General features: G+C 58.2%; 23 protein-coding genes and 1 pseudogene. 12 read left to right on the top strand and 12 right to left on the bottom strand.

The window, feature by feature from the left end; all coding sequences use genetic code 11:
• Window positions 1-160: 160 nt before the first annotated feature.
• The 6 genes and pseudogenes from JMV15_RS22475 to JMV15_RS28455 form a co-directional block, all read right to left on the bottom strand.
• On the bottom strand, window positions 161-2,494 hold the full coding sequence (locus JMV15_RS22475) for an ATP-binding protein (RefSeq protein ID WP_038449769.1): 2,334 nt from the start codon (window positions 2,492-2,494) through the stop codon (window positions 161-163).
• Window positions 2,494-4,839: an ATP-binding protein gene (locus tag JMV15_RS22470; RefSeq protein ID WP_038452124.1), complete on the bottom strand. Its 2,346-nt coding sequence runs from the start codon at window positions 4,837-4,839 to the stop codon at window positions 2,494-2,496. The genes JMV15_RS22475 and JMV15_RS22470 overlap by 1 nt, the downstream gene beginning before the upstream one ends.
• Window positions 4,840-4,874: 35 nt before the next feature.
• Window positions 4,875-5,540 carry a response regulator transcription factor gene (locus JMV15_RS22465; protein ID WP_038449767.1) on the bottom strand — a complete coding sequence of 222 codons (666 nt, stop codon included), beginning with the start codon at window positions 5,538-5,540 and terminating at the stop codon, window positions 4,875-4,877.
• A gap of 139 nt (window positions 5,541-5,679) precedes the next feature.
• The gene (locus JMV15_RS22460) at window positions 5,680-6,345 is read right to left on the bottom strand and encodes a response regulator transcription factor (protein WP_038449765.1); all 666 of its coding nucleotides are present in this window, start codon (window positions 6,343-6,345) and stop codon (window positions 5,680-5,682) included.
• Between the two features lie 220 nt (window positions 6,346-6,565).
• A complete protein-coding gene (locus tag JMV15_RS22455; protein ID WP_038449763.1) occupies window positions 6,566-7,915 on the bottom strand; it encodes an EAL domain-containing protein in 1,350 nt (449 codons plus the stop codon).
• Between the two features lie 105 nt (window positions 7,916-8,020).
• Window positions 8,021-8,182, bottom strand: a pseudogene (locus tag JMV15_RS28455) (AraC family transcriptional regulator CmrA); the annotation flags it as partial.
• Window positions 8,183-8,282: 100 nt separating this feature from the next.
• Between JMV15_RS28455 and JMV15_RS22450 the strand changes: the two are divergent.
• Together JMV15_RS22450 and JMV15_RS22445 are read left to right on the top strand one after the other, a co-directional pair.
• Complete coding sequence (locus JMV15_RS22450; protein WP_003190483.1) at window positions 8,283-8,738, top strand: GNAT family N-acetyltransferase; 456 nt, start codon at window positions 8,283-8,285, stop codon at window positions 8,736-8,738.
• A 90-nt stretch (window positions 8,739-8,828) separates the two neighbouring features.
• Window positions 8,829-8,978, top strand: a complete 150-nt coding sequence (locus JMV15_RS22445; RefSeq protein WP_019821496.1) for a hypothetical protein — start codon at window positions 8,829-8,831, stop codon at window positions 8,976-8,978.
• Between the two features lie 27 nt (window positions 8,979-9,005).
• Here JMV15_RS22445 and JMV15_RS22440 read toward each other — a convergent pair whose 3' ends face one another.
• Window positions 9,006-10,529, bottom strand: coding sequence for a sensor domain-containing diguanylate cyclase (locus tag JMV15_RS22440; RefSeq protein WP_038449761.1), 1,524 nt, complete (start codon window positions 10,527-10,529; stop codon window positions 9,006-9,008).
• 418 nt (window positions 10,530-10,947) lie between these two features.
• Between JMV15_RS22440 and JMV15_RS22435 the strand changes: the two genes are divergently transcribed.
• From JMV15_RS22435 to JMV15_RS22415, 5 genes are all read left to right on the top strand, one after another.
• A complete protein-coding gene (locus JMV15_RS22435; RefSeq protein WP_003190478.1) occupies window positions 10,948-11,124 on the top strand; it encodes a con-10 family general stress protein in 177 nt (58 codons plus the stop codon).
• A 328-nt stretch (window positions 11,125-11,452) separates the two neighbouring features.
• Complete coding sequence (locus JMV15_RS22430; protein ID WP_019821493.1) at window positions 11,453-11,803, top strand: con-10 family general stress protein; 351 nt, start codon at window positions 11,453-11,455, stop codon at window positions 11,801-11,803.
• Window positions 11,804-11,856: 53 nt separating this feature from the next.
• Window positions 11,857-12,408, top strand: a complete 552-nt coding sequence (locus JMV15_RS22425; protein WP_038449759.1) for an ATP-dependent Clp protease proteolytic subunit — start codon at window positions 11,857-11,859, stop codon at window positions 12,406-12,408.
• Window positions 12,409-12,437: 29 nt separating this feature from the next.
• Window positions 12,438-12,671 carry a DUF2934 domain-containing protein gene (locus tag JMV15_RS22420; protein WP_038449757.1) on the top strand — a complete coding sequence of 78 codons (234 nt, stop codon included), beginning with the start codon at window positions 12,438-12,440 and terminating at the stop codon, window positions 12,669-12,671.
• A gap of 211 nt (window positions 12,672-12,882) precedes the next feature.
• Window positions 12,883-13,092 (top strand): hypothetical protein, encoded by a 210-nt coding sequence (locus JMV15_RS22415; RefSeq protein WP_019821488.1) that lies wholly within the window; start codon window positions 12,883-12,885, stop codon window positions 13,090-13,092.
• A gap of 55 nt (window positions 13,093-13,147) precedes the next feature.
• On the opposite strand, the gene JMV15_RS22410 is transcribed toward JMV15_RS22415, so the two are convergent.
• Both JMV15_RS22410 and JMV15_RS22405 read right to left on the bottom strand, forming a co-directional pair.
• Window positions 13,148-13,417, bottom strand: coding sequence for a DUF6555 family protein (locus tag JMV15_RS22410; protein WP_003190473.1), 270 nt, complete (start codon window positions 13,415-13,417; stop codon window positions 13,148-13,150).
• A gap of 401 nt (window positions 13,418-13,818) precedes the next feature.
• A complete protein-coding gene (locus JMV15_RS22405) occupies window positions 13,819-14,133 on the bottom strand; it encodes a hypothetical protein (protein ID WP_019821486.1) in 315 nt (104 codons plus the stop codon).
• A gap of 397 nt (window positions 14,134-14,530) precedes the next feature.
• On the opposite strand from JMV15_RS22405, the gene cyoA reads away from it, so the two are divergent.
• The 5 genes from cyoA to cyoE are packed head-to-tail and all read left to right on the top strand — an operon-like array spanning window position 14,531 to window position 19,242.
• Entirely contained in the window at window positions 14,531-15,454 is a 924-nt protein-coding gene (gene cyoA / locus JMV15_RS22400) for a ubiquinol oxidase subunit II (RefSeq protein WP_069868372.1), read from the top strand.
• Window positions 15,455-15,456: 2 nt separating this feature from the next.
• Window positions 15,457-17,430, top strand: coding sequence for a cytochrome o ubiquinol oxidase subunit I (gene cyoB, locus JMV15_RS22395; RefSeq protein ID WP_014718030.1), 1,974 nt, complete (start codon window positions 15,457-15,459; stop codon window positions 17,428-17,430).
• 3 nt (window positions 17,431-17,433) lie between these two features.
• The gene (locus JMV15_RS22390) at window positions 17,434-18,048 is read left to right on the top strand and encodes a cytochrome o ubiquinol oxidase subunit III (RefSeq protein WP_038449753.1); all 615 of its coding nucleotides are present in this window, start codon (window positions 17,434-17,436) and stop codon (window positions 18,046-18,048) included.
• 1 nt (window position 18,049) lies between these two features.
• Window positions 18,050-18,388 carry a cytochrome o ubiquinol oxidase subunit IV gene (gene cyoD / locus JMV15_RS22385; protein WP_019821483.1) on the top strand — a complete coding sequence of 113 codons (339 nt, stop codon included), beginning with the start codon at window positions 18,050-18,052 and terminating at the stop codon, window positions 18,386-18,388.
• On the top strand, window positions 18,346-19,242 hold the full coding sequence (gene cyoE, locus JMV15_RS22380) for a heme o synthase (protein ID WP_038449751.1): 897 nt from the start codon (window positions 18,346-18,348) through the stop codon (window positions 19,240-19,242). The genes cyoD and cyoE overlap by 43 nt, the downstream gene beginning before the upstream one ends.
• 165 nt (window positions 19,243-19,407) lie before the next feature.
• Here cyoE and JMV15_RS22375 read toward each other — a convergent pair whose 3' ends face one another.
• The 3 genes from JMV15_RS22375 to JMV15_RS22365 form a co-directional block, all read right to left on the bottom strand.
• The gene (locus JMV15_RS22375; protein WP_172832668.1) at window positions 19,408-20,985 is read right to left on the bottom strand and encodes a histidine kinase famiy protein; all 1,578 of its coding nucleotides are present in this window, start codon (window positions 20,983-20,985) and stop codon (window positions 19,408-19,410) included.
• 108 nt (window positions 20,986-21,093) lie between these two features.
• On the bottom strand, window positions 21,094-21,603 hold the full coding sequence (locus tag JMV15_RS22370) for a ferritin-like domain-containing protein (RefSeq protein ID WP_019821478.1): 510 nt from the start codon (window positions 21,601-21,603) through the stop codon (window positions 21,094-21,096).
• 63 nt (window positions 21,604-21,666) lie between these two features.
• Window positions 21,667-22,551: a manganese catalase family protein gene (locus tag JMV15_RS22365; protein WP_014718025.1), complete on the bottom strand. Its 885-nt coding sequence runs from the start codon at window positions 22,549-22,551 to the stop codon at window positions 21,667-21,669.
• Window positions 22,552-22,586: the final 35 nt, after the last annotated feature.

Here is a 22,586-nt window from a genome sequence, read left to right as displayed (position 1 = left end):
CTCCTAAAAACAACTAAGCCACTCAATATTTCAAACAATTAACGCCTCTTTCCCTCGGTGTAAACTTACCCCTTCAACTTATGTTTTTTTATTGGGCTGCTCATTACTTCGTCTATAGGAGTGGTCCTAAAAAGCTGGCTATCGACGCAACGCAGACTATTTAATAACTCGCTGCAGTCCAGTCATCCATCATGAGACTCAATTGACGCGCGACCGCCACCGTTGGCCAGCTCACTTCATCGTGCAACAACAACTCGACCTTTTCGGCGCCGGCCGCAATCGCCGCCCAACCTGCCGTCTGCGCAGCGCCCTGGAGGCGATGCGCAGCCTGCATGGCAACCGGGCGGTCACGCAGGGCAACAGCGCTGAACAGACGGTTCATATCCGGGCGCAACGCTTCCTGCGGCCCTTCCCGCTCATGCCTGGAGGCACCGTGCACCTGCGTCGCGGCTACCGGCACCTGATCGCACCACAACTCAATCATTTGCTGCAATTTGTCCTGACGCACCGGCTTGCTCAGAACGCCGTCCAGGCCAGCCGCAAAACAGCGTTCGAGATAGGCATTGCCGGTCACCTGCGACATCGCAATGATTGGGCAATGCCCGTACTGTTGTTGGCGCTCCACGTCGCGCAAAGCGCGGCTCAGGTTGAACGCGTGATGCTCATCGATCAGTACCAGAGCAACCCTGTGCTTATTGAAGAGCGCCAGCGCCTCTTCATCATCGTCCGCCGACAACACGCCCAGGCCAAAACCTTGAAGCAGGGCTTTCACTGCTTGCTGATCGGCGTACTCCGCCTCCAACACCAGTACCCAGAATGAAACCTCTATAGGCGCTGCGACAGAATCTGCCGCCCGCACTGGCGACTCAAGCGCGCCAGCCCACTCGACGGGCAACCTCACTTCGACTTGGGTGCCGCTCCCCGGCACGCTGCTCAACGTCAGCTCGCCCTGCATCAACCTCACCAACCGGCGACAGATCACCAGCCCCAAACCGGTGCCGCCACTGCGCTTGAATGACTGCCTGGCGCGGGCATAGGGCCGAAACAGCGCAGCTTGCGCCTGGTCGGACAAGCCAATGCCGGTGTCGACCACGCGTATCAACGCCTGCGATGTTGCCCCCGGCTGTGCGTCGGGCAGCAGCAGTTGAACCTCAACCCCGCCGTGCTCGGTGAACTTGATGGCGTTGGAAATCAGATTACGTAGCACCTGGGCCACCCGTTGGTCATCGAGCAGTGCTGAAACAACGGGACGCTGACCGGTCAATGTCAACGTCAGCCTCTTTTCCTCGGCATAGCCTCGGTAATCATCCACCTGCTCTTGCAGCAGTGACCACAGGTCCACCGGCTCAAGGTTGAGCCGCAATTGCCCGGCCTCCATTTTGGAGATATCCAGCACATCGTCTACCAGGCGCAACAAGGTGTTGGCGCCGGTATTGGCCAGGCCCGTGAAGTGCCGCTGTTGTTCGTCCAGCGGTGTGTGCTCAAGCAGCTCAACTGCCGCCAGCACTGCGTTCATCGGCGAGCGGATTTCATGGCTCATGACCGCCAGGAACATCGCTTTCTCGCGCTCGCGCTGCACCGCGCGCCGTCGCTGCAACCGGCTTTGCCACACCAGGATGATAAGTAACAGCACAATGGCCAGTAACAGCCACAACTCACCCGCGTAATGTGCGGCGATGGACCTGATGGTCGGGATATCCAGGTTCATGTCGGCAAACCAGGCGTCGAAGATCGCCTTGCGCTCATCGCCGGTGATCGAGGTCAATGCCTTCTCCAGGATCGACAGCAGGATTTCATCGCTGTCGCGCACCGCCATGCTGACACCCGTGTGCAATTGGGGCACCACGCCGGATATCAGCAATACGCCCTGGTACTGGCGGGAAAGATACGGGATCAACAACCACTCCGAAGCGATTGCGGCGTCTGCCTTGCCGTCCTTGACCATGGCCATCATGTCTACGGCGTTCTGCGCGGTGATGATCGTGACTCCCGGGGCCTCGTGGCGCAGGAATGCGCCATAGACTTCGCGTCCCAACATGACTAACCGTTTGTGAGCGAGCTGTTGCAGACCTGCCAGGGGCTGATCGCCGAAACGACTGACAAGGATCGTCGAGCTGGTGTTGTAAGGCAGGGTGTAAAGCATCCCACGATCCTGGGCCGGGTCGTCGGAGCGGCGTCGAGTGGACAAGATGTCGACCTCACCGCTGATCAGCATGTCCTTGCGGGCACTGCGCGTGGTGGTCAGCACCGGTTCGAAATGCAGGCCGGTACGCAGGCCGATCAGCCTCAGGTATTTGGCCGAAAGACCGCGCAATTGGCCGCTGCTCATGTATTCGAAAGGCAGCAAGTCCTCAAACACACCCACACGCAGCACCGGATTGGCAGCGATCCAGGCCACCTCCTGTTGCGTCAACGCCATGGGTGGCGAACTGGCGTACACGCCAACCGACGCCGGAAGGCACACTAACGCCAGTACCACCAGCAGGCGCCGCATCAGCGTGCCGTCCGTTGCACCGGTGTCGCCGGCAGCACGTCGAGCGCAGTATCGCCGCTCAAAGCGGCCCAATGCAGCAGCAACGGCTGCAAGGCTTGGGCGTGCACCGGCCCCCACTCATGTTCGCCGTACAGCAGACGCTCCATGTATTCAGCGGCCTGCGCCAGTGCCGCCCACTCCATGATCAACGCCGCGCCGTGCAATCGATGAGCCACGTGCTGCGCCGATGCGCGATCACACAGGGCGACGGCTTTGATCAGGTTTGCCAGGTCGCCGGCCATTTCACGGTAGATTGAGGCTTGATCCAGCAAAGGCGCCATCAAGCTGGTGCTCGGCGCAGCCAGCTTGACCCCACACCAGCGCTCAATGACCTCGGATAACTGCCCAAGACGTATGGGCTTGCTCAACGTCGCGTCCATGCCCGCCTCGATACAGCGTTGCAGATGACGGTCGCCGGTCAGGGCAGAGATGGCGATAATCGGGCTGCGTATGCGCCCCAATTGTATTTCCAGGGCGCGTAATCTGCGCACCAGCCCATAGCCATCCTCATCGGGCAAATCGCAGTCCATCAGCACCAGGTCATAGACGGTTTCCCTGAACAGGGGCCAGGCTTGCGCAGCGTTGGCAGCAATCACTGGTTGACAGTCAAGCGCACTGATTTGCGCGCGCAATACCTCCTGGTTGGCATAAGTATCTTCCACCACCAGAATTCGCAGCCCGCTCGAGGTTGGCTGGGTTGAGGGTGCAGCTTGCGCCAGCAAGACAGGTGGTTCCTCGCCGATGCTCACCGGTAAGCGGATAGTCACTGTGGTGCCCGTGCCCTGCTCGCTGGTCAGCGTCAATGCCCCGTGCATCAAATCCACCAACTGTCGACAAATCATCAGGCCCAACCCGGTACCCCCTGTGCGCCTGGAAGACTCGCGGGCCTGGGCATAGGGCTGAAACAGAGCGGCCTGCACTGCCTCTGAAATGCCGACGCCACTGTCGCGAACTTCAATCTGCAATTGCGGGCTGCCGTCCGGTAAAGTCGCCAACGCCACGTCAATGTCGATACTGCCCGTGTCGGTAAACTTGATGGCATTGGAAATCAGGTTATGGAAGATCTGCGTGAGCCGGGAGCTGTCGAGCAGCAACAGGGGCAGTTGCGCCTGAATATGGCTGTTCAAGCTCAGTTTTTTTTCTCGCGCACGCAGTCGATGCAGGCCAACTACGCCTTGAACCAATGCCGACACGTCGATTGCCTCAAAGGCCAGCCGGGGCAGTTTGGCGACCGAGCCGGGCCTGTCCAGCACATCATCGAGCAGGCGCGCCAGGGCGTTGGCGCCACTGTTGGCTAAATGGGCCAAATGGCGCTGCTGCTGGTTGAGCCGGGTGTGCCCGAGCAATTCCATTGCCGCCAGCACTGCGTTCATCGGTGATCGGATTTCATGCCCCATCACCGCCAGAAACATGGTTTTTTCCTGCTCGTTACGCACCGCCAGGCGCCGTTGACGCTGGCCTCGATACAGCAGTGCGCACAGGCTGACCAGCACGAGCGCGCCAAGGATCAACACATGCAAATAATGGGCGGCGATACTGGGCAGCGATGGAACATTCAGGTCCAGATCCTGGTACCAGCGCCCATACAGCCGGTTGCGTTGCTCGACGGTGATGGAGGCGAACACCTTCTCCAGTATTGAATACAGCATGACCTGGTCTGTACGGGTCGCCATACTCACATCCAGCACCTGGCTGCCGAGCACACCGGATACTTCCAGAATGCCCTGGAACCGTTGATACAGATAAGGCGTTAGAAAGATGGCTGACGCGATTGCCGCGTCGGCGCTGCCGTCTTCAACGCTGGTCAGTATCTCCAGGGCCGAAGCGCTTTTTTTGAAATTGGCCTGCACGCCCTTGCGCCGAAAGATTTGCTCGTAATACGCCACATTGGTGGGTATCGCGATGGTTTTGCCTTGCAGTTGATCAAGATCGAAAGCGTCTGGGCTCTCAACCCGCGTCACAATGACAGGTGAGGTCGATTCGTAGGCAAGCGTTCGAAGCCCCTTGGTAGTAGGTTCAGACCTGAAGCGTAAATAAGACGACAGCAGGTCAACCTGGCCTTCCAGCAACATTTTCTCGCGCTCGGCCAGCGTCTTTCCAGGTACGAACGTGAACTGAAGGCCGGTCGCGGCCGTGACCAATTGCAAATACTCTATCGACCGCCCGCGCACGACTGCGTCGCTGATGTATTCGAAGGGCAACAGGTCTTCGACCACGCCGACCCGTAATACTGGATGCGTCTGAACCCAATCCTTCTGCTCTGCACTCAGCACGACCGGCCCGGCCCGTACAGCAGGCACTACCATCAAGCCACATAACGCGATGGCACACAGCGCCCTTTTCATGGAGTACCGATGATCTTGTTGAGCTTGAACAGCTCATTGTTAGACGTCACCCCAAGCTTGCGGAATGCAGACGTTTTTTGCGTGCTGATGGTTTTGATGCTGCGATTGAATTTTTCGGCAATTTCACTCACGGTCATACCTGCCAGATAACAGCGAATGACTTCCTGCTCGCGGCTCGTCAATTCCGCCAGGGCCAGCGCATCGCGCTCCTCGCTGGTGCTTTCACGCGTCTCACCCGTGACCGTTTCCGCCAAGCGATAGGTCATATCGGTGTTCAAATACACAGCGCCCGCTGCGACTTTGCGAATCGCTTTCACCAGCTGGCTCATGTCTTCGCCCTTACCCACAAAACCACGAGCCCCCACTCGCATGGCCAGGCCCACTGTCGCCGGGTCATGATGGCTGGACAAGATCAGAATATGGCAGTTTGGAAATTTGACGCGTAACGCACGGATCAGTGATACACCGTCCAACTCATTGGGATTAAGAGAGAAATCCAGGAGCAGTAAGTCTGCAGGTGCCGTAACAAGGCCGGCAATCAAGTCGCGGCTTTTTTCATAAATGCCAACCACTTCAAAGTTCGCTTCGGCCGCCAACGTATTGGCAAGGCCATGTCGAACGACCGCGTGGTCATCCAATAACGCAATGCGTATGGTTTTCATCGTGATCGTACCCTCTCGGTCCGGCGCGCACCGCACCGTCGAAATACAGGGATAACTCATCGATACAACGTCTAATACGCACATGAGTATATGCAATAGCCGCAAAATGACACGCGCACAGCAGATGAATTCGTGCCGCTCAAACCCCTTCGATAATATGCCTGATCCTGAATAACTCATTGTTCGACATCACCCCCAACTTGCGAAATGCGGAGGCTTTTTGCGAGCTGATGGTTTTGATACTGCGGTGGAATTTCTCGGCGATTTCCGTGATGGTCATGCCGGCCAGGTAACACCGGATCACCTCCTGCTCGCGCGCAGAAAGGCTGACAAAGCGCAGGGCTTCATCCCGGCCTTTGGCCTCGCCGTCATAGCTCACGGCGGTAGCTTCCGCCACGCGGTAGGCCATGTCCGGGCTCAAGTACACCGCGCCCGAGGCCACCAGGCGGACTGCGCAGATCAACTGCTCCATGTCCTCGCCCTTGCCCAGAAACCCGCGTGCGCCCACCCGTAACGCCAGAATTGCCGTCGCCGCATCGTGGTGCGTCGAAAAGATCAGGATCCGGCAGGTTGGAAACTTCACGCGCAGCGCGCGAATCAACGAAATACCATCCAGCTCGCAGGGGCCGAGCACAAAATCGAGCAGCAATATCTCAGCCGGTTCGGTCGCCAGCCCAGCCATCAGATCACGGCTACGGCTATACACGCCGACCACTTCAAAGTCCGGTTCCTGTACCAGTCGATTGACTAAACCATGTCGTACAATTGCATGATCATCCAGCAAAGCAATGTGTAAACGTTTCATAGATCAAGGAACACTCTTTATAACGAGCAAAAAGACGAGAACCGAAACTTATCGACTGTTAGTTAGTTCTCGACTTTTCAAGCGCACAGTTCGCCAGCCGAGCGACTACGCCTCAGCAGCAGGATATTCAAAAGCACTGAACATTTGAAAAATCAGACGATGCGCAACTTAATGCAATGGCGCCCCGATGAATATCAGACTGCTCTTAAAAGCGTATGGCTCACTCAATTGCCGAGGCGCCGTTGCTGTTCTGTTGGGTCACAAAGTTCAGGAAGGCATCGATTTCCATCGGCCGCGCCAAGGCATAGCCTTGTCCAACCCGGCAGCCCAAACGGTGCAGCAACGGGATCGTCGACTCATCCTCGATCCCCTCCGCCACCAGGCTCAGGTTGAGCAGCCGCGCCCAGTTGACGATGCCGGCGATGACATTACGTGACGAGGAATGCTGTTCGACCCCCCGGACAAACGAGCCATCGATTTTCATCTCGTCAAACGACAGGTTTGCCAGCAAGGCGAAGGTCGCCGCCCCTGTGCCGAAATCATCCATCGACACCTGGAAGCCCTTGGCTCGAATAGCGGTCAACGAGGCCGACAGATACAACTCATTGGGTTCGGGCACGTCTTCGGTCAGCTCGATCTTGAGCAGGCGATTGGGCAGCTCTGCCTGCCGCATTCTGGCTGCCAGGCGATCGGCGAAGTTGGGCGTACAAATCGTCTTGGCCGAAGCATTTACGGCAATGGGAATCTGGATGTTCGCGCGCTTGAGCGACAGCATGACCTTGATCGTCCACATCTCCACCAGGCTGAACAACAGCAAATCCAGGCCCAGGCGGTTGACCAAAGGCATCAGTACCGAAGGCGGTACTTCACCAAAGCGGGGGTGCTTCCAGCGCACCAACGCTTCGGCCCCCACAATGCGTCGGCTGAGCAATTCGAACTGCGGTTGAAACACAAAGCGCAGCCCGTCGCCAGTCGTCAGCGCATGGATCACCTCATCTTCGGCCAGGGCGTCGAAGGTATTTTTGCGTAGCGAGGGGTCGGGTTGCACGCGGGTCAATACCGTGGCGCGCAATGCATCGCCCAAGTCCAGGGTACCGCCTTCGCGCACGATCTCGACGAAAATGCCCGCCGCCCTTGCCAAACGGGCATGGGATTCCAGGGCGCTGACGGCGACTCCACCCAAGTACTTGATCCACAGCGGCTTGGCCGACCTTTCACGCGCAGACGTACGTGCACCGTCAGCGGCCCCACCCGGCGCGCCCAGCGTGGTTTCGCCCATCCACAAAATCCCTGGAAACTGGGCCAGTTTGCCAGACTCGAGACGTGCCTTGAGCAGGCTGGGCAACATCAAGCCATCGCCGCATTCAGGGCGAATTTCACTCACGATGACGTCGACCGGATAATCATCCAGCCACGCTTGCAGCGCATCCAGGGAGTCGACGTTGGCCAGGGGCAAGACCCCCATGCCACTCAATGCGGATGCAAGCCGATGTGCGCACGCCGCATCGGATGCCAGCGTGATTACACGTAACGCGCTGAACTCGTTGGGCACGGCGACATTTAGGATCATGACAAGGAATTTCCCGAGACTATTTCTTCAGGGAAAAAGCTTATCAGCGCCAAAAAAGAAACAAATAGGACTGGGACTAAAAGCCAGCGTGGCTGCCATCAGCCTTTATTGAGCAGCATCCGCCCCATCACGCATACGCCGGCTATCCCGTAAGGGCGGCGCGCCAAACAGTCGCTTGTATTCGCGGCTCAATTGCGAGGCGCTTTCATAGCCCACCGGGCTGCTCGCCTGGCCTGCGTCCAAGACCTGATTGAGCATCAGTTGCCGCGGACGATATGCTATCGATAAGGCGGCGCGTTCGCTGTCGTGACGATGTAATCAAGCTCGAGGGGTAATGAAGTGTTTAAACAGAGGATGCTTAACGACCATGGCTGAATACCTTCTGCCCCCCGCTGCCCCACACTGGCTGATCCGCCAAGCCACCCCCGACGATGTGCATGCCTTGGTCGCACTGGATGCCTACGCAACCGAGCATGCCAGCCGTCGTGTGTTTATCTATGACGCCGTGGTTCGCCAGCAATGCTTGGTAGCCGCCGACGCTAACGTGTGCGCCGGCTACCTGGTGCTCACCCACGACTTTTTCAACCATGGGTTTATTGCGCTGGTGGTGGTTTCACCGCTGTACCAGCGCCAAGGCGTCGCCCTTCGTCTGCTGTCAGCGGCCGAAGCAGCCTGCAAGACGCCCAAGCTGTTCGCATCGACCAATGCCTCCAACGGCGCGTCCCAGGCCCTGCTGACGAAAGCCGGCTTTATTCCCAGCGGGCAGATCGAGAATCTGGACGATAACGACCCTGAACGTGTGTACGTCAGGTTCATTCGCTGAGCTCCATAAGGTGCCTTCTGCGCGGGCGGGAACCTTTTCTCGAACGCACAATCTGTGGTTCACCCTTTTGAACCGATCGAGACCCTGCGCATGCTTGTGAAAAAAGCCGTCCTCTGCCTGGCACTGCTAAGTGCCGGCTTCATCGCAGGCTATGCGGCCAAACCCACCCCGCAGTTGCAAGTCACCGCTGGCCAACTGATGGAGTGCGGCGAACTCATGATCCCGACGCTTGGGATGTGAGCCGCGCATACCCAGGTAAAAGCCGTTTCAGCCGCTCGACGTCACGTGCGCAGGATGCACGTTGAACCCATTGCGCCCCGCCGCCTTCGCACCGTAAAGCGCTGCATCGGCCGCCTCGACCAAACCCAACACCGGCTCCAGCCGTGAGCCCATGCCCGTCGCAACGCCGATACTCACGCTCACGCGCCCGAAGGGGCTGCCTGGGTGTGTGATGTGCTCCTGCTGTAGGCGCGAAAGAATGCGTTGCGCGACCACCGCAGCGCCTGTGCTGTCAGTCGCGGGCAGGATGATCGCCATTTCTTCTCCGCCATAGCGCGCCACCAGGTCCGACGGGCGCCGCACGCACGTTTCCAATAACGTGCTGACTGCCTGCAAGCACGCATCTCCCGCGACGTGACCAAAGGCATCGTTAAAGCGTTTGAAATGGTCGATATCGAGCATCAGCAATGCCAGCGACGTACCTTCGCGCTGCGCCCGACGCGCTTCCACGGCCAGCGTTTCGTCAAAACAGCGGCGGTTGGCGAGGCCGGTCAGCGCGTCCTTTTTCGCTAATAGCGCCAATTGCCGATTGGAGTCGAGCAACTGTTGCTGGGCGACACGCAACGCCTCTTCCGCCGCCGTACGCCTGCGGATATCCAGGATCAGAAACCAGCCGATCAACCCCGTCAGCCCCAACAGCCCCGCCACCACGACCGCTGACAGTGCCGCCTCGATGCGCCACGCCGCGAGGGCTTCGTGCTTGCCCAACGCGACGGTGGTGATCAGCGGCAGGGTTTCGCTTTTGCGAAAGGCATAGAGTCGCTCTACCCCGTCCAGGCTGGAGGTATAGGCCGCAGTGCCCACAGGCTGGTCGACGAGGTACTTGGAATAAATAGGCGAGGTGGAAAAGTTGCGGCCCATGTCCTGCTCGCGGAAGGGGTAACGCACCAGCAACGTGCCGTCGGCGTAGGACAGGCCGATGGCGCCCTCCTGGCCCACATCGAGCTTGCCGAATACCCGCAGAAAGTTTTCCACCCCCAGGGTCACAGCGACCACGCCAGCGAAGTTGCCGGCCGCGTCGTTGAAACGGCGGCTGATGGTCACCACCCATTCATGGTTGGCCCGGCTTTGAATCGGCGGGCCAATAAAAGGTTCAGCGCTCGGATCGTCGCGATGGTGGATGAAATAGGCCCGATCACTGCTATTGGCGCCCTCCGGAATCGCACGATTGGAAGACAGCAGCCACCGGCCCTGATGATCATAAATGGTGATGCCGCTGAGCTGCGGCATCAGCGGCTGCTGTAGGTTGATCAGCGTGCTGATTCGCTGGATTTGCACCGGGCCACTGCCTTCGGTTTCCAGGCGCTCAACCAGCCCCAGCAACAGCAACGAGCTTTGCCGCACGATGCCTTCGGTATAGGTGTTAAGGGCCTGGGTCAGGTTCAAGCCATGCACATCCACTTCCGCCAGCGCACGGTCGCGGGAAGACAGGACTTTCCAAATCGTCAGCGAAGTCAGGGAACAGCCGATCACCAACAGCAACAGCATCACAAGACGGGTATCACGCTTCACGTCAGCACCTTAAGGAAGTCCGGTTTCCGTTCCAGCCATCATTCGAACGTCGGTACTCACAGGGGCAACCGGTTCCAGAGTGCCAGCATACAAGCAGTCTGTGCGGGCTGCAGCAACAGAGTGTGCGGCTGAGCGCCGGCCAGCGGAGCCAGCGCCTTTAATGACCACTATCAAACAGGGTATTGAAAGCTAAACCAACCGTTAAGGTCGCCATTAATTCAATATCAATCGACGCAGAAAAACTTAGACGAAGCGGCACTTTCTGAGCCTACTTGTACAAGTTTCATCTGCCACTCTACCGTTCATCGCCCTTTTTAAAAAATTTCAAAACATCTGCGCACTTGCCCTTATCAGAAAAGATGTCCGTTGCATAAACGGGCAACTAGCGAAACGACATTTCAAAACTTGGAGTATTGTTATGACGACGAGCAATAAAAACCCTGGAAACTTTGCCAATGATCGCGAAAAAGCATCACAGGCGGGAAAGAAAGGTGGACAGGCCTCTGGCGGCAACTTCGCCAACGACCGCGAGAAAGCCTCGGAAGCCGGGCGTAAAGGCGGCCAGAACAGTCATGGTGGGGGGCGTAAGTCCTGACCACACGGGCAGTACCGCTGTTCCGTTTGTTAACAAAGGGCATTGATCATGCGTGCGTCCATTGATAATCAGCGCGGCGAGCCAGCTCGCAGGCCGATTGTAGAAGTGCAAACTAAAGCAAGGACCGGCCTGCGTTCTAATACGTCTGCGTGTTACGAACATCAGCAACTTGCTGAACAAGCCGAAGCCACGATAAGTGCATCTAAAACGCCACCCTTGTGTGAAAGGCACTTGTAATCGTGCAGCTTGATGCCCGCGACCAAGTGCACGCTTCAAGCACAATCGAAGTGAACGTTACATTACCGACATAACGACGAGGTAACTGAACATGACTACTCAAGACAAGCAAGGCAACATGAGCGTCAGCGAAGCCGGTAAAAAAGGCGGCGAGGCCACTTCTGCGTCCCATGACAAAGAGTTCTATCAGGAGATCGGCAGCAAAGGTGGCCAAAACAGTGGCGGGAACTTCAAGAACGATCCCGAGCGCGCCGCTGAAGCCGGCAGCAAAGGCGGCCAGAACAGCGGGGGCAATTTCAAGAATGACCCCGAACGCGCCGCCGAGGCGGGCAGCAAAGGCGGCCAGAACAGTGGCGGCAATTTTGCCAACGACCGTGAAAAAGCTTCCGAAGCCGGGCGTAAAGGTGGCGAACACAGCCACGGCGGCGGACGCAAAAGCTGATGTGCTTGATGCAGGGGAGCCGTGCTCCCCTGCTTTCATTGATGAGGGACACCATGCCTTTACACATTATCAACTTCACCGCACCGGTCACCGCTTCTACGTGCAGCCAACTGATTGAAAAAGCCTCGTTGGCCGTACAACAAGATGCCCAGGGCCTGGTACTGAATATCGCCACCATGGGTGGTGAATGCAGCTACGGCTTTACGATGTACAACTTTTTATTGTCCCTGCCGATTCCGGTGCATACCCATAACCTCGGCACCGTGGAATCCATGGGCAATATCATCTTTCTGGCTGGTGAGCGCAGGACCGCCTGCAAGCACAGCAAATTCCTGTTCCACCCCTTCCACTGGCATGTGCAAGGCGCGGTTGACCATTCGCGAATGTCCGAATACGCGATGAGCCTCGATTACGACTTGCAGTTGTACGCACGCATCGTAGCCGAGCGCACCGCTGATGCCGTCGAAAAACTGGAGACTGAAAAGTACCTGATCGCCGCGCCCCGCATTCTTGATCCGCAACAAGCGCTGACCGCCGGCTTGATCCATGGGATCGAACTGCCCGTGATCAAGGCGGAGTACGTGAGCAGCTTCATTCACTCCTAGCACCTTTTATTCAATAGGAGAGCCTCACAATGGACGAAGAAACGATCCGACTCACCGCGTACCGCATTTGGGAACAGCAAGGGAAGCCTGACGGTCAGGATTTCGTGCACTGGTTACAAGCCAGGGAGGAGCTGACAACCCCGCCGACTGACGGCCTGGCAGGCTCGATAGAAAGTAGCGTCACCCCGCCCAACCCGGACCGATCAAAGCGCCAGGCGACCGCCGCCGGGCAAAAAACCCCCAGCAGAAAGCCCAACAGCTGAACCCACAGAGCCGAGAGTGAGGACGCGCCTGTCGATAAACCCGCCAGGGTTCTAAAACATCGGCAGCCGTCCAAGCGTCATCCCCGCCCCGCCGCCTCTCGATACTGGCATTAAAACATCAACTAATCGCTTGTTTGAATTCTTCCTTTTTAGCAGTTGAAAACGCCCATTTCTTAATCGAGAGTGGCCGTTCATTCAGGGAGGAATCGATGTGATCCATCTACAAGCGAACCGAAGTTGCCTGCAATGCAAACAACCCTACGAATCGACGCTGGATGACCCCGACTTTCTGGTGTCGTCGGCCTCTGACATGCTCTGCCCGGCCTGCAAGCAACACTATGCAGCCGACCTGATGAAAGAGGCACTTCAACGCAGCGTGCAAAAGTTGTGCATGTTGCAGGAGCGACGCAAAAAACAGTAAACACGCGCCTCGCCCCTACCGCCACCCGCATAGACACCGTCCATTAAAAATACATTCATTCGGGTGGCGGCGGCACATAAGGCTTTGCAATAAACGGGATACTCCCAGACGGGCGCCATCTTACATTCTCAAGACCGTAGCGCTCGGCCAGCGGTTTACTGATGCGTTTGATCTTTTCATTACGCGACCTGGGAATAATACCAATGCCTGCATCGCAACAGGCCCAATGCCACGCCTCTGCGTTATTCATCACCTCCGCTCTTATAATGAAAGACTTAGGCTCGTGGTGGTATTCGTATTCGATGACATATAAAGAATTTTTCATAACCTCTCCTTCTGATTTTTTTGTTATTTGCTCAGAACGAAGGTTCAGAAATTTTAATGTTTTAATGACGACGATCACGCACTTGCTGTTGCACTGCCGTTCGTCGGCCTCGCATTAAAAAAATAAAACTGCTCATGCTTCTTTTGTTTCTTAATACTGAGTCTGTTCACTCCAGGCTCTTGGTAAAAACTCCTGTCTTGCCCGCACTCCGTGCGGGCTTTTTTATTTTGCCGCGACGCTACACTGTGGCGAGGGAGCTTGCTCCCGTGACGGCCGGGCAGCCGACGCTTGTCCAACCGACGCACCGAGGTCCAAGCTTGCCTGTCGGACCAAAATCCTCGTCGGCTGTCAGGCCGTCATCGCAGGCAAGCCAGCTCCCACATTCAAGATCGCGGAGCCACTCAATCGTCGTCGTGCACGTGAGCGTCAGCACAGGGCAGTCGGCCGGACTCACCTCCGGCAATCCGTTCCGCCTGATCAATACCGCGTTTGAGCGCGTCATTCACCGTCCATTCGGCACCCGGCAACTGCTTGATGCGTTCAACCACGCATTGCCCCGTCGCGGTATAAACACAGAGCAGCACTTCAATATCAGCATCGTCCCGCTCTCGGGCCCTGACTTCGATATGGCAGCCGTTTTCGACTTCCCGGGTGAAGCATTTTTCTTTCAGTGCTTTTGAGACCCAGGCTTTATAGGTGTTGCCACGTATAAACATAGCGCTTCTCCAAAACCGTTAGTGGGGTTGGCCATCAACTAACGACTGAAATCCCTAACCAGAATTCAGACTTTCTGCAAGGCCACCTCCATCATGCACCGATAAAAACCTTTTACCGTTTCGCCTGTTAAACCGTTCGTCAGGCGAGGAAACAAATTGTTAAACCAACCCACCGGGCTCTATTCAAAATGTTCGGGAGCGCGGCGAAATGCGCCCTGCAGAGCGGCAGCAAAAGCCAATAAAACCGAGCAGTAGAAGCACTTTGCCTACTGACGGCACCTTATTGCCGAGTGTTTAACACCTGACGGCTCCTGAGGTTAACAAGCGCTTCGCTTAGTTAACGATTGAGCACTGATTCGGCACAGCAAAACGCAAGTTTCCAATACAGGAGCAAGGCATGAAACGAGCGATGGGTTATTGCCTGGTCACTATCACCAGCCTCTTCTTACTCACCAGTTGCAACCTGGTGGTATTCAACCCCAAGGGGCAAGTAGCAACCGATGAGCGCGACCTGATTATTCTCGCTACGGGCCTGATGCTGCTGGTGGTCGTTCCGGTGATTGTGATGATGTTTGTCTTCGCCTACCGCTACCGCGCCACCAATAAAAAAGCGCGTTACTCCCCCCGCTGGGCCAGTTCGCACAAAATCGAAGCGGTGGTATGGGGCGTTCCCCTGCTGATCATCATCGTCCTGGGGTGGGTGACGTGGGAGACCACCCACGCACTCGACCCCTATCGCCCGCTGGAGTCAGACACCCCGCCGATCAATGTGCAGGTGGTGGCCACCGACTGGAAATGGCTGTTTATCTACCCTGACCTGGGCATCGCCAGCGTCAACGAACTGGCCCTGCCGGTACACACGCCGGTGAGTTTCACCGTCACCTCCGACGCGGCCATGACCTCGTTCTTTATTCCCGCACTCGGCGGGCAGATCTACGCCATGGCCGGCATGCAGACCAAGTTGCACCTGATCGCCAACGAAACCGGTGAGTTCAGAGGGATTGCCGCCAACTACAACGGCCCCGGTTTTTCCGACATGCATTTCAGCACGCTGTCCCTGAGCACTGCCGACTTTCAAACCTGGGTGACAAAGGTCAAGGGCGCGGCCACCTCTCTGGACCACAGCACTTACGCGCAATTGGCCAAGCCGACCCTCAAGCACCCGGTGACCTATTACTCGGCGGTACAGGAGCGCTTGTTCCTGGACATCGTCGATAAATACGAAGGCATGAACAAGGCCAATAAACCCCGGCGCTCGCCATTGAGCGACGCTGCACAACGCACCGATCAACACCCAAGTCTGCTGGCTGAGGAGCGGTAACCATGTTCGGAAAACTGTCGTGGGACGCGATCCCAACCACTGAACCCATTGTGATGTACACCCTGGCCATCGTCGGCCTGATCGGGGTGGCGTTGGTGGGCTCGATTACCTGGAAACGCAAGTGGGGCTATTTGTGGCGCGAATGGTTCACCTCGGTGGACCACAAGAAGATCGGTTGCATGTACATCATCGTCGCCCTGGTGATGCTGCTGCGTGGGTTTTCTGATGCGATCATGATGCGCACCCAACAAGCCATGGCCGCCAGCGGCGGGCCGGGTTACCTGCCGCCGGAACATTACGACCAGATCTTCACCGCCCACGGCGTGATCATGATCTTCTTCATGGCCATGCCCTTCGTGGTCGGCTTGATGAACATCGTCGTGCCGTTGCAGATCGGCGCTCGGGATGTGGCCTATCCGTTTCTCAACGCCCTGAGTTTCTGGCTGTTCGTGGTGGGTGCGGCGCTGGTGAACATTTCGCTGGGGGTCGGTGAGTTCGCGCGCACCGGCTGGGTCGCGTATCCGCCGTTATCCGAGCTGGGCTACAGCCCCGGCGTCGGCGTGGATTACTACATCTGGTCATTGCAGATATCCGGCATCGGCACGCTGCTCACGGGGGTGAATTTCTTCGTCACCATCCTGAAGATGCGCACCGAAGGCATGACGCTGTTCAAGATGCCGGTGTTCACCTGGAATGCGCTGTGCACGTCGGTGCTGATCCTGGCGGCATTCCCGATCCTCACCGCCACCCTGTTGATGCTGACCCTGGACCGTTACCTGGGTATGCATTTTTTCACCAACGAGGCCGGCGGCAACCCGATGATGTACGTGAACCTCATCTGGGCCTGGGGGCATCCGGAGGTGTACATACTGATCCTGCCCGCGTTCGGGGTGTTTTCCGAGATTGCCGCCACCTTCAGCAGCAAGCGGCTGTTCGGCTACGTGTCGCTGGTATGGGCGACCATCGCGATCACCGTGTTGTCGTTCATCGTGTGGCTGCATCACTTTTTCACCATGGGCGCGGGGGGCAACGTGAACGCGTTCTTCGGCATCATGACGATGATCATCGCGGTGCCGACCGGGGTGAAAATCTTCACCTGGTTGTTCACCATGTACCGCGGCCGCGTGCGCTTCGAAACGCCCATGCTGTGGACCCTGGGCTTTATCGTGACCTTCAGCATCGGCGGCATGACCGGGGTGCTGCTGGCGGTGCCCGGGGCCGATTTCCTGCTGCACAACAGCCTGTTCCTGATCGCGCACTTTCACAACGTGATCATCGGCGGCGCGGTGTTCGGCTATATGGCCGGCCTGACGTATTGGTTCCCCAAAGCGTTCGGTTTCCGCTTGAACGACAAGCTGGGGCGCATCGCTTTCTGGTGCTGGCTGGTGGGCTTTTACTTCGCGTTCATGCCCTCCTACGTGCTGGGTTTCATGGGCATGACGCGCCGACTCAATCATTTCGACAACCCCGAATGGCGGCCCTGGCTGCTGCTGGAGTTGGTGGGGGTGGCAATCATCCTCTGCGGCGTGGCGGCGCAAGCCTTGCAATTGTTTGTCAGCATCCGCAACCGTCATCAATACCGCGACCTCACCGGCGACCCGTGGGACGGGCGCACCCTGGAATGGGCCACCGCGTCCCCGCCGCCGCTGTACAACTTCGCCGAGCAGCCCAAGGTCAATGACCTGGACGCGTACTGGGGCATGAAGGAGCGCGGCGTCAGCACCCTCAGCCACACCGACTATCGCAGCATCCACATGCCGCGCAATACCGCGTCGGGCCTGGTGATCAGCCTGTTTGCGCTGGTCTGCAGCTTTGCGTTGGTGTGGCACATCTGGTGGATGGCGGCGTTCGGCCTGGTGGCCTCGGTGGTGGCGTTCGTGGTGCGCAGCTACGACGAAGACACCGATTACTTCGTGCCCGCGCAGGAAGTCGCGCGCATCGAAACGGCACGTCTCAAAGACCTGGCAGAGGCTTGACCCATGTCCAATATCGTTATGGAAAAAGACATCGCCCACACCCACGAACAAGGGCATGAAGACGCCGGTTCCCTGAGCCTGTTCGGGTTCTGGATCTACCTGATGACCGACTGCATCCTGTTCGCGACCTTGTTCGCCGGCTACGCCGTGTTGCGCGACAGCGTGGCGGGCGGGCCGTCGAGCATGGATATTTTCGAACTGCCCTATGTGCTCGCCGAAACCATGCTGCTGCTGTTGAGCAGTATCACCTACGGCTACGCCATGCTCGCCATGAACCACGGCAAGCAACGCGATGTGCTGCGCTGGCTGGGGCTCACGTTCGTGTTGGGCGCGGGCTTCATCGCCATGGAGATCAACGAATTCCACCACTTGATCGCAGAAGGCTACGGGCCGGACCGCAGCGGCTTCCTGACGGCCTTCTTCACCCTCGTCGGCACCCACGGCGCGCACGTGTTCACCGGGTTGATCTGGATGGCGGTGCTGATGGTCCAGGTCAAGCAACGCGGCCTGACCAGCACCAACGCCACCCGGCTCAGTTGCCTGAGCCTGTTCTGGCACTTTTTGGACGTGGTGTGGATCTGCGTCTTTACCGTGGTCTATCTGTTGGGGGTGGTGTGACATGTACAAGCAAAGCTCGCTTCACAGCAGTGCCGGTACCAGCCATGGCAGCAGTCGCTCCTATCTGGTCGGGTTCCTGGTGTCAGTACTGCTCACCCTGATCCCGTTCGGCCTGGTGATGTTCCCGTCACTGCCGCGCACCTTCACCGCCTGGCTGGTGGTGGCGCTGGGCGCGATACAAATCGTGGTCCACCTCAAGTTCTTCCTGCACCTGGACACGGCCGAAGAACAACGCTGGAACCTGATTGCGCTGATTTTCTCGGCGGTCATCATTCTTCTGTTGGTGGGGCTTTCGTTATGGATCATGGACAGTATTCATCACAACATGCTGGCGCACTGAAACACTGGCGGGGGCTGTTCAATACCGCCATCGAGCTCACCAAGCCGGGCATTATTGTCGGTAACCTGGCCTCGGTGCTGGGCGGTTACCTGCTCGCCGCCAGCGGGCATGTGGCCTCGGTGACGCACGGGCTGGCCACCCTGCTCGGCACCGCCCTGGTGATCGGGTGCGGTTGTGTCATCAACAACTGCATTGACCGCGACATCGACCGGCGCATGGTGCGCACCTGTCATCGGCCATTGGCATTGCGCACCATCAGGGTGTCCACTGCCGCAGGCTATGGGATCGTCCTGGGCGCCTGCGGTTTTGGCTTGCTGTGGGGCGGCAGCAATGCGCTGGCGTGTGGGCTGGCAATGGTCGGGCTGGTGATCTATGCGGGGGTCTACACCTACTGGCTCAAGCGGCGTTCCCACTGGGCCACCTTGATCGGCAGCGTCTCCGGGGCGATGCCCCCGGTGATCGGCTATTGCGCGGTCACCGGGCGGTTTGACCTCACGGCCATGCTGCTGATCGTGGTGTTCTGTTGTTGGCAGATGCCGCATTCACACGCCATCACCGTGATGCGCCGCGAGGATTTCCGCGCCGCAGGCTTGCCGCTGTTGAGCCTGGCCCAAGCCCATCGGCAGATCCAGGCGTACATGCTGGCCTTTCTCGCTAGCGCCCTGATGCTGGGCGCGGTGGCGCAGATGGCGGCGCTGTATTTTGTGGTGATGCTCGGGCTTGGGGGGTATTGGCTCAACCTGGCGGCCAGCAGTACACGGCTGACTGATCCGACCGGCTGGGCGCGCAGGATATTCGGGTTTTCAATTGTGCTGGTGCTGGCCCTTAACCTGGCGTTGGCGGTGCTGAGGTAGCTCTGCGGGCGGGCACCCGTGGAATGCAATGCTCAAAGCAACGAAGATCAACTGTGGGAGCTGGCTTGCCTGCGAAAGCGGTCGTGTTGTAACAGATGCAGTGACGGACACACCGCCTTCGCGGGCAAGCCAGCTCCCACATTTTGAGCGCATTGGCCTGCTCGATCAGGCATCGAGCACCGCCCGGATTTTGCGCGGCAAATCAGCAGGCTGATACGGCTTGGGAATCAACTCGAACTCATGCACCTCTATCTCAGCGCGGGCCAACGCGTCTTTCGCATAGCCGGTAGTCAGCAAGATCCTGATGTGCGGATACAAGCGCGACACCTCCCGCGCCAACGCCGCGCCATTCATCGCGCCGGGCATGATCAAGTCACTGAACACCAAGTCATAAGTCGCCTGTTTGAGCATGCCCAATGCCTCGGCGGCATTGAGGGCGATGTCCGTGTGGTAACCGTAGTCAGACAGGATCACCTGCGCCAACTCGGCCACCTCGGGCCGGTCCTCTACAATCAGGATGCGTTCGTTACCTTGCGGTGAGATAGCTGTGGGTGTCTGCTCGACCCACAGCTGGCTGTCATCTGCAGGAAAGTACAAGCGAATCGTCGTACCGATGCCCGGGTCTGAATGAATCCGCGCCGTGCCGCCCGATTGCTTGACGAAGCCATACACCATCGACAACCCCAGGCCTGAGCCCTGGCCTTCCTCCTTGGTGGTGAAGAACGGCTGCATGACTTTGTCCTGAATACCTGCGTCGATGCCGTTGCCGTTATCCGAGACCGAAATGCTCACGTAACAGCCCTCGGTCAACCCATCACGCTCGGCACCGACATCGCCCGGTACCTGGACGTTGCAGGTCTGGACGGTTACCGCTGGGTCCGCACGCCCGCGCAAAGCATCCTGGGCATTCGATAACAGGTGCTGCACTGCCAGCTCCGCCTGGACAGGGTCGATGCGGCAGTTCCACAAATCGTCGGCAAGTTCTACATGCAACTCGACGCCCTGCAGCGCACGTGCCATGAATTCGGGGCGGCTGAGCAAGCTGTTCAAGTTGATCACCCGACTGTCGAGCCGTTGCTTGCGCGAAAACGCCAGCAACTGCTGGGTCAGGGTCTGAGCTTTTTCCGCCGCTGCCCTGGCACGGCTGGCACTGTTGACGATGCGCTGCGGATCGCTACCGGGGCGCTTGGCGCTCTGCTGGATCAAGTCCAGATAACCCATCATCACTTGCAGCAGGTTATTGAAGTCATGGGCAATGCCACCGGTCAGTTGCCCCAGCGCTTCCAGGTCTTGTGCGCGACGCACGCGCTGTTCTGCGTCGTGACGCCGGCTCACGTCCAGCTGCGATGCGAAAAAATACACCAGTTGCCCACGTTCGTTGAACAACGGCGAAATGAACAGCTCGTTCCAGAAGGTCGAGCCATCCTTGCGGTAGTTGAGCACCTCGACACAGGCCTCATGGTGCTGCTCAACCGCGCGCTGCACCTGGTGCAGCGCGTTTTTGTCGGTTTGAGGCCCCTGCAAGAACCTGCAATTACGTCCAATCACTTCGTCCAGTTCAAAGCCTGTCAGGGTCAGGAACGCCTGGTTGGCAAAGATGATCGGGTTATCAGGCCCCGCGGGGTCGGTCACGATCATTGCACTGTGGCTGGCTTGCATGGCCGCAAAGAACAGGTCTTTGCGGCTGGCAGACAGCATTGCCAATACCATACCGTCGACCACAGGCTTCTTCTTTGTCGCCAAGGTTCACCTCCAGATACGTGGTACGTGTTCCATGGACCGTGAAAACGCTGCGCAGTGCCATCTTGTGCCGAGCGGACGCGGCGCCCCCCAAGGGCACCGCACGTGTCATTAACGCTTGGCTTGTGTGTCAGGCGCCTCAGAGCGTTGCAAAAACGCTTGCGTAAGCTCTGGCAAGTGCTCGAGCAACCACTGAGCCATGGCGACTTCCTGGGGTAGAATCTTTTCGCACGCCGCTTGTGTCTCGGCGTCACCCGCTGCCTTCGCGGCCGCGATGAGCACCGTGTAGCTGGCCACTTCCATATTTTCAAACACGTAGCCGGCCATCGCGCCCTTGATCACCTCGTCACTCATCAGCGAGCCACCGACCGCCTGACCGAAAGCCATCAGCTTGCCGCCCACGTCTTTAAGGGTCGAAGCACTGCCTCCCAAACGCGTCAGGCATTCGTCAATCAGTTGCTGCTGCCCAAGGGTTTCCTCAATGTGCTCGTCGATTCGCGCCTTTAGTTGGGGGTAATTCTCCAGGCGCTCGGACTGTGCCTTGAGCATTTTCTCGGCCTGTTGCTCCATCGCATGGGCATCACGTAGCCAGTCGAGCAGGTTTTCCTGTGGGGTTGCCATGTCGTTGTCCTCGTCAAGAAAGTCGAAAGCACCGCACGCCCTTCAGCGTGCGGCTGTTCTCAATCAAAGGTCGGGCTTGGGCTTGAGGCCCGCCCCCAGGTCAGCGCCGGTGGTGGGGTCGCTGGTGGGGTCCGAGAGCGTGCGGATTTTCATCGCGCTCAGCACCGCTTCATCGTCGGCGTCCAACTGCACGCTGGCGGTGCCGTCACCGCCATCGACCGCCGGTTGTGGGTTTTCCACAAACTCCCAACCGTCACCCTGGTTCCAGGGCCCGCGCAGGTTCTCCGCGCCTTGGGACATGTTGAAGTACACCTGGGTGAACTCCGGTTTGCCCGGCAACTTGCCCTGGGGAAAATTCGGCTGGATCGCATGCAGCGCTTTTTCGAAGGATATCTGGTGAGCGATTTCCCGCGTCATCAAAAACCCCAGCGCATCTTTTACACCCGGGTCATCGGTGACGTTCATCAACCGCTCATAGACAATTTTGGCCCGGGCTTCGGCGGCGATATTCGAGCGCATGTCTGCGGTGGGTTCACCAATAGTGTCGATGTAGGCGGCGGTCCACGGCACGCCGGCAGAGTTGGTCAAAGGCGAACCCGCCCCGTACAGCAGGCTGGTGATATGCGAGTCATTGCCGGCGCCATTGAGGGCACGATACAACTCGCCCTCCTCTTCCACGCCTTCGGCCATTCGCCCCTTGGCGCCCTTGTTGAGCATGACAATGATGGAGCCGACGATCTCCAGATGGCTGAGTTCTTCGGTGGCGATGTCCATCAGCAAATCTTTGCGCCCCGGGTCGTCTTCCGCCAAGGCTTGGGTGAAGTAACGGGACGCGGCGGCCAACTCACCTTGAGCGCCGCCAAACTGTTCGAGCAAAAGGTTAGCCAGGCCCGGGTTGGGCTCGGCGACACGCACGGTGTATTGAAGTCGCTTGTTATGTAGAAACATGAACAAATCTCCTCAGGCTTACGGAAAAAGGCGCC

It is taken from the genome of Pseudomonas paracarnis (assembly GCF_904063055.1).
Classification (GTDB): domain Bacteria; phylum Pseudomonadota; class Gammaproteobacteria; order Pseudomonadales; family Pseudomonadaceae; genus Aquipseudomonas; species Aquipseudomonas paracarnis.
Note: the sequence above shows the minus strand (reverse complement) of the source record. Positions and strands in the feature narration are given on the sequence as shown.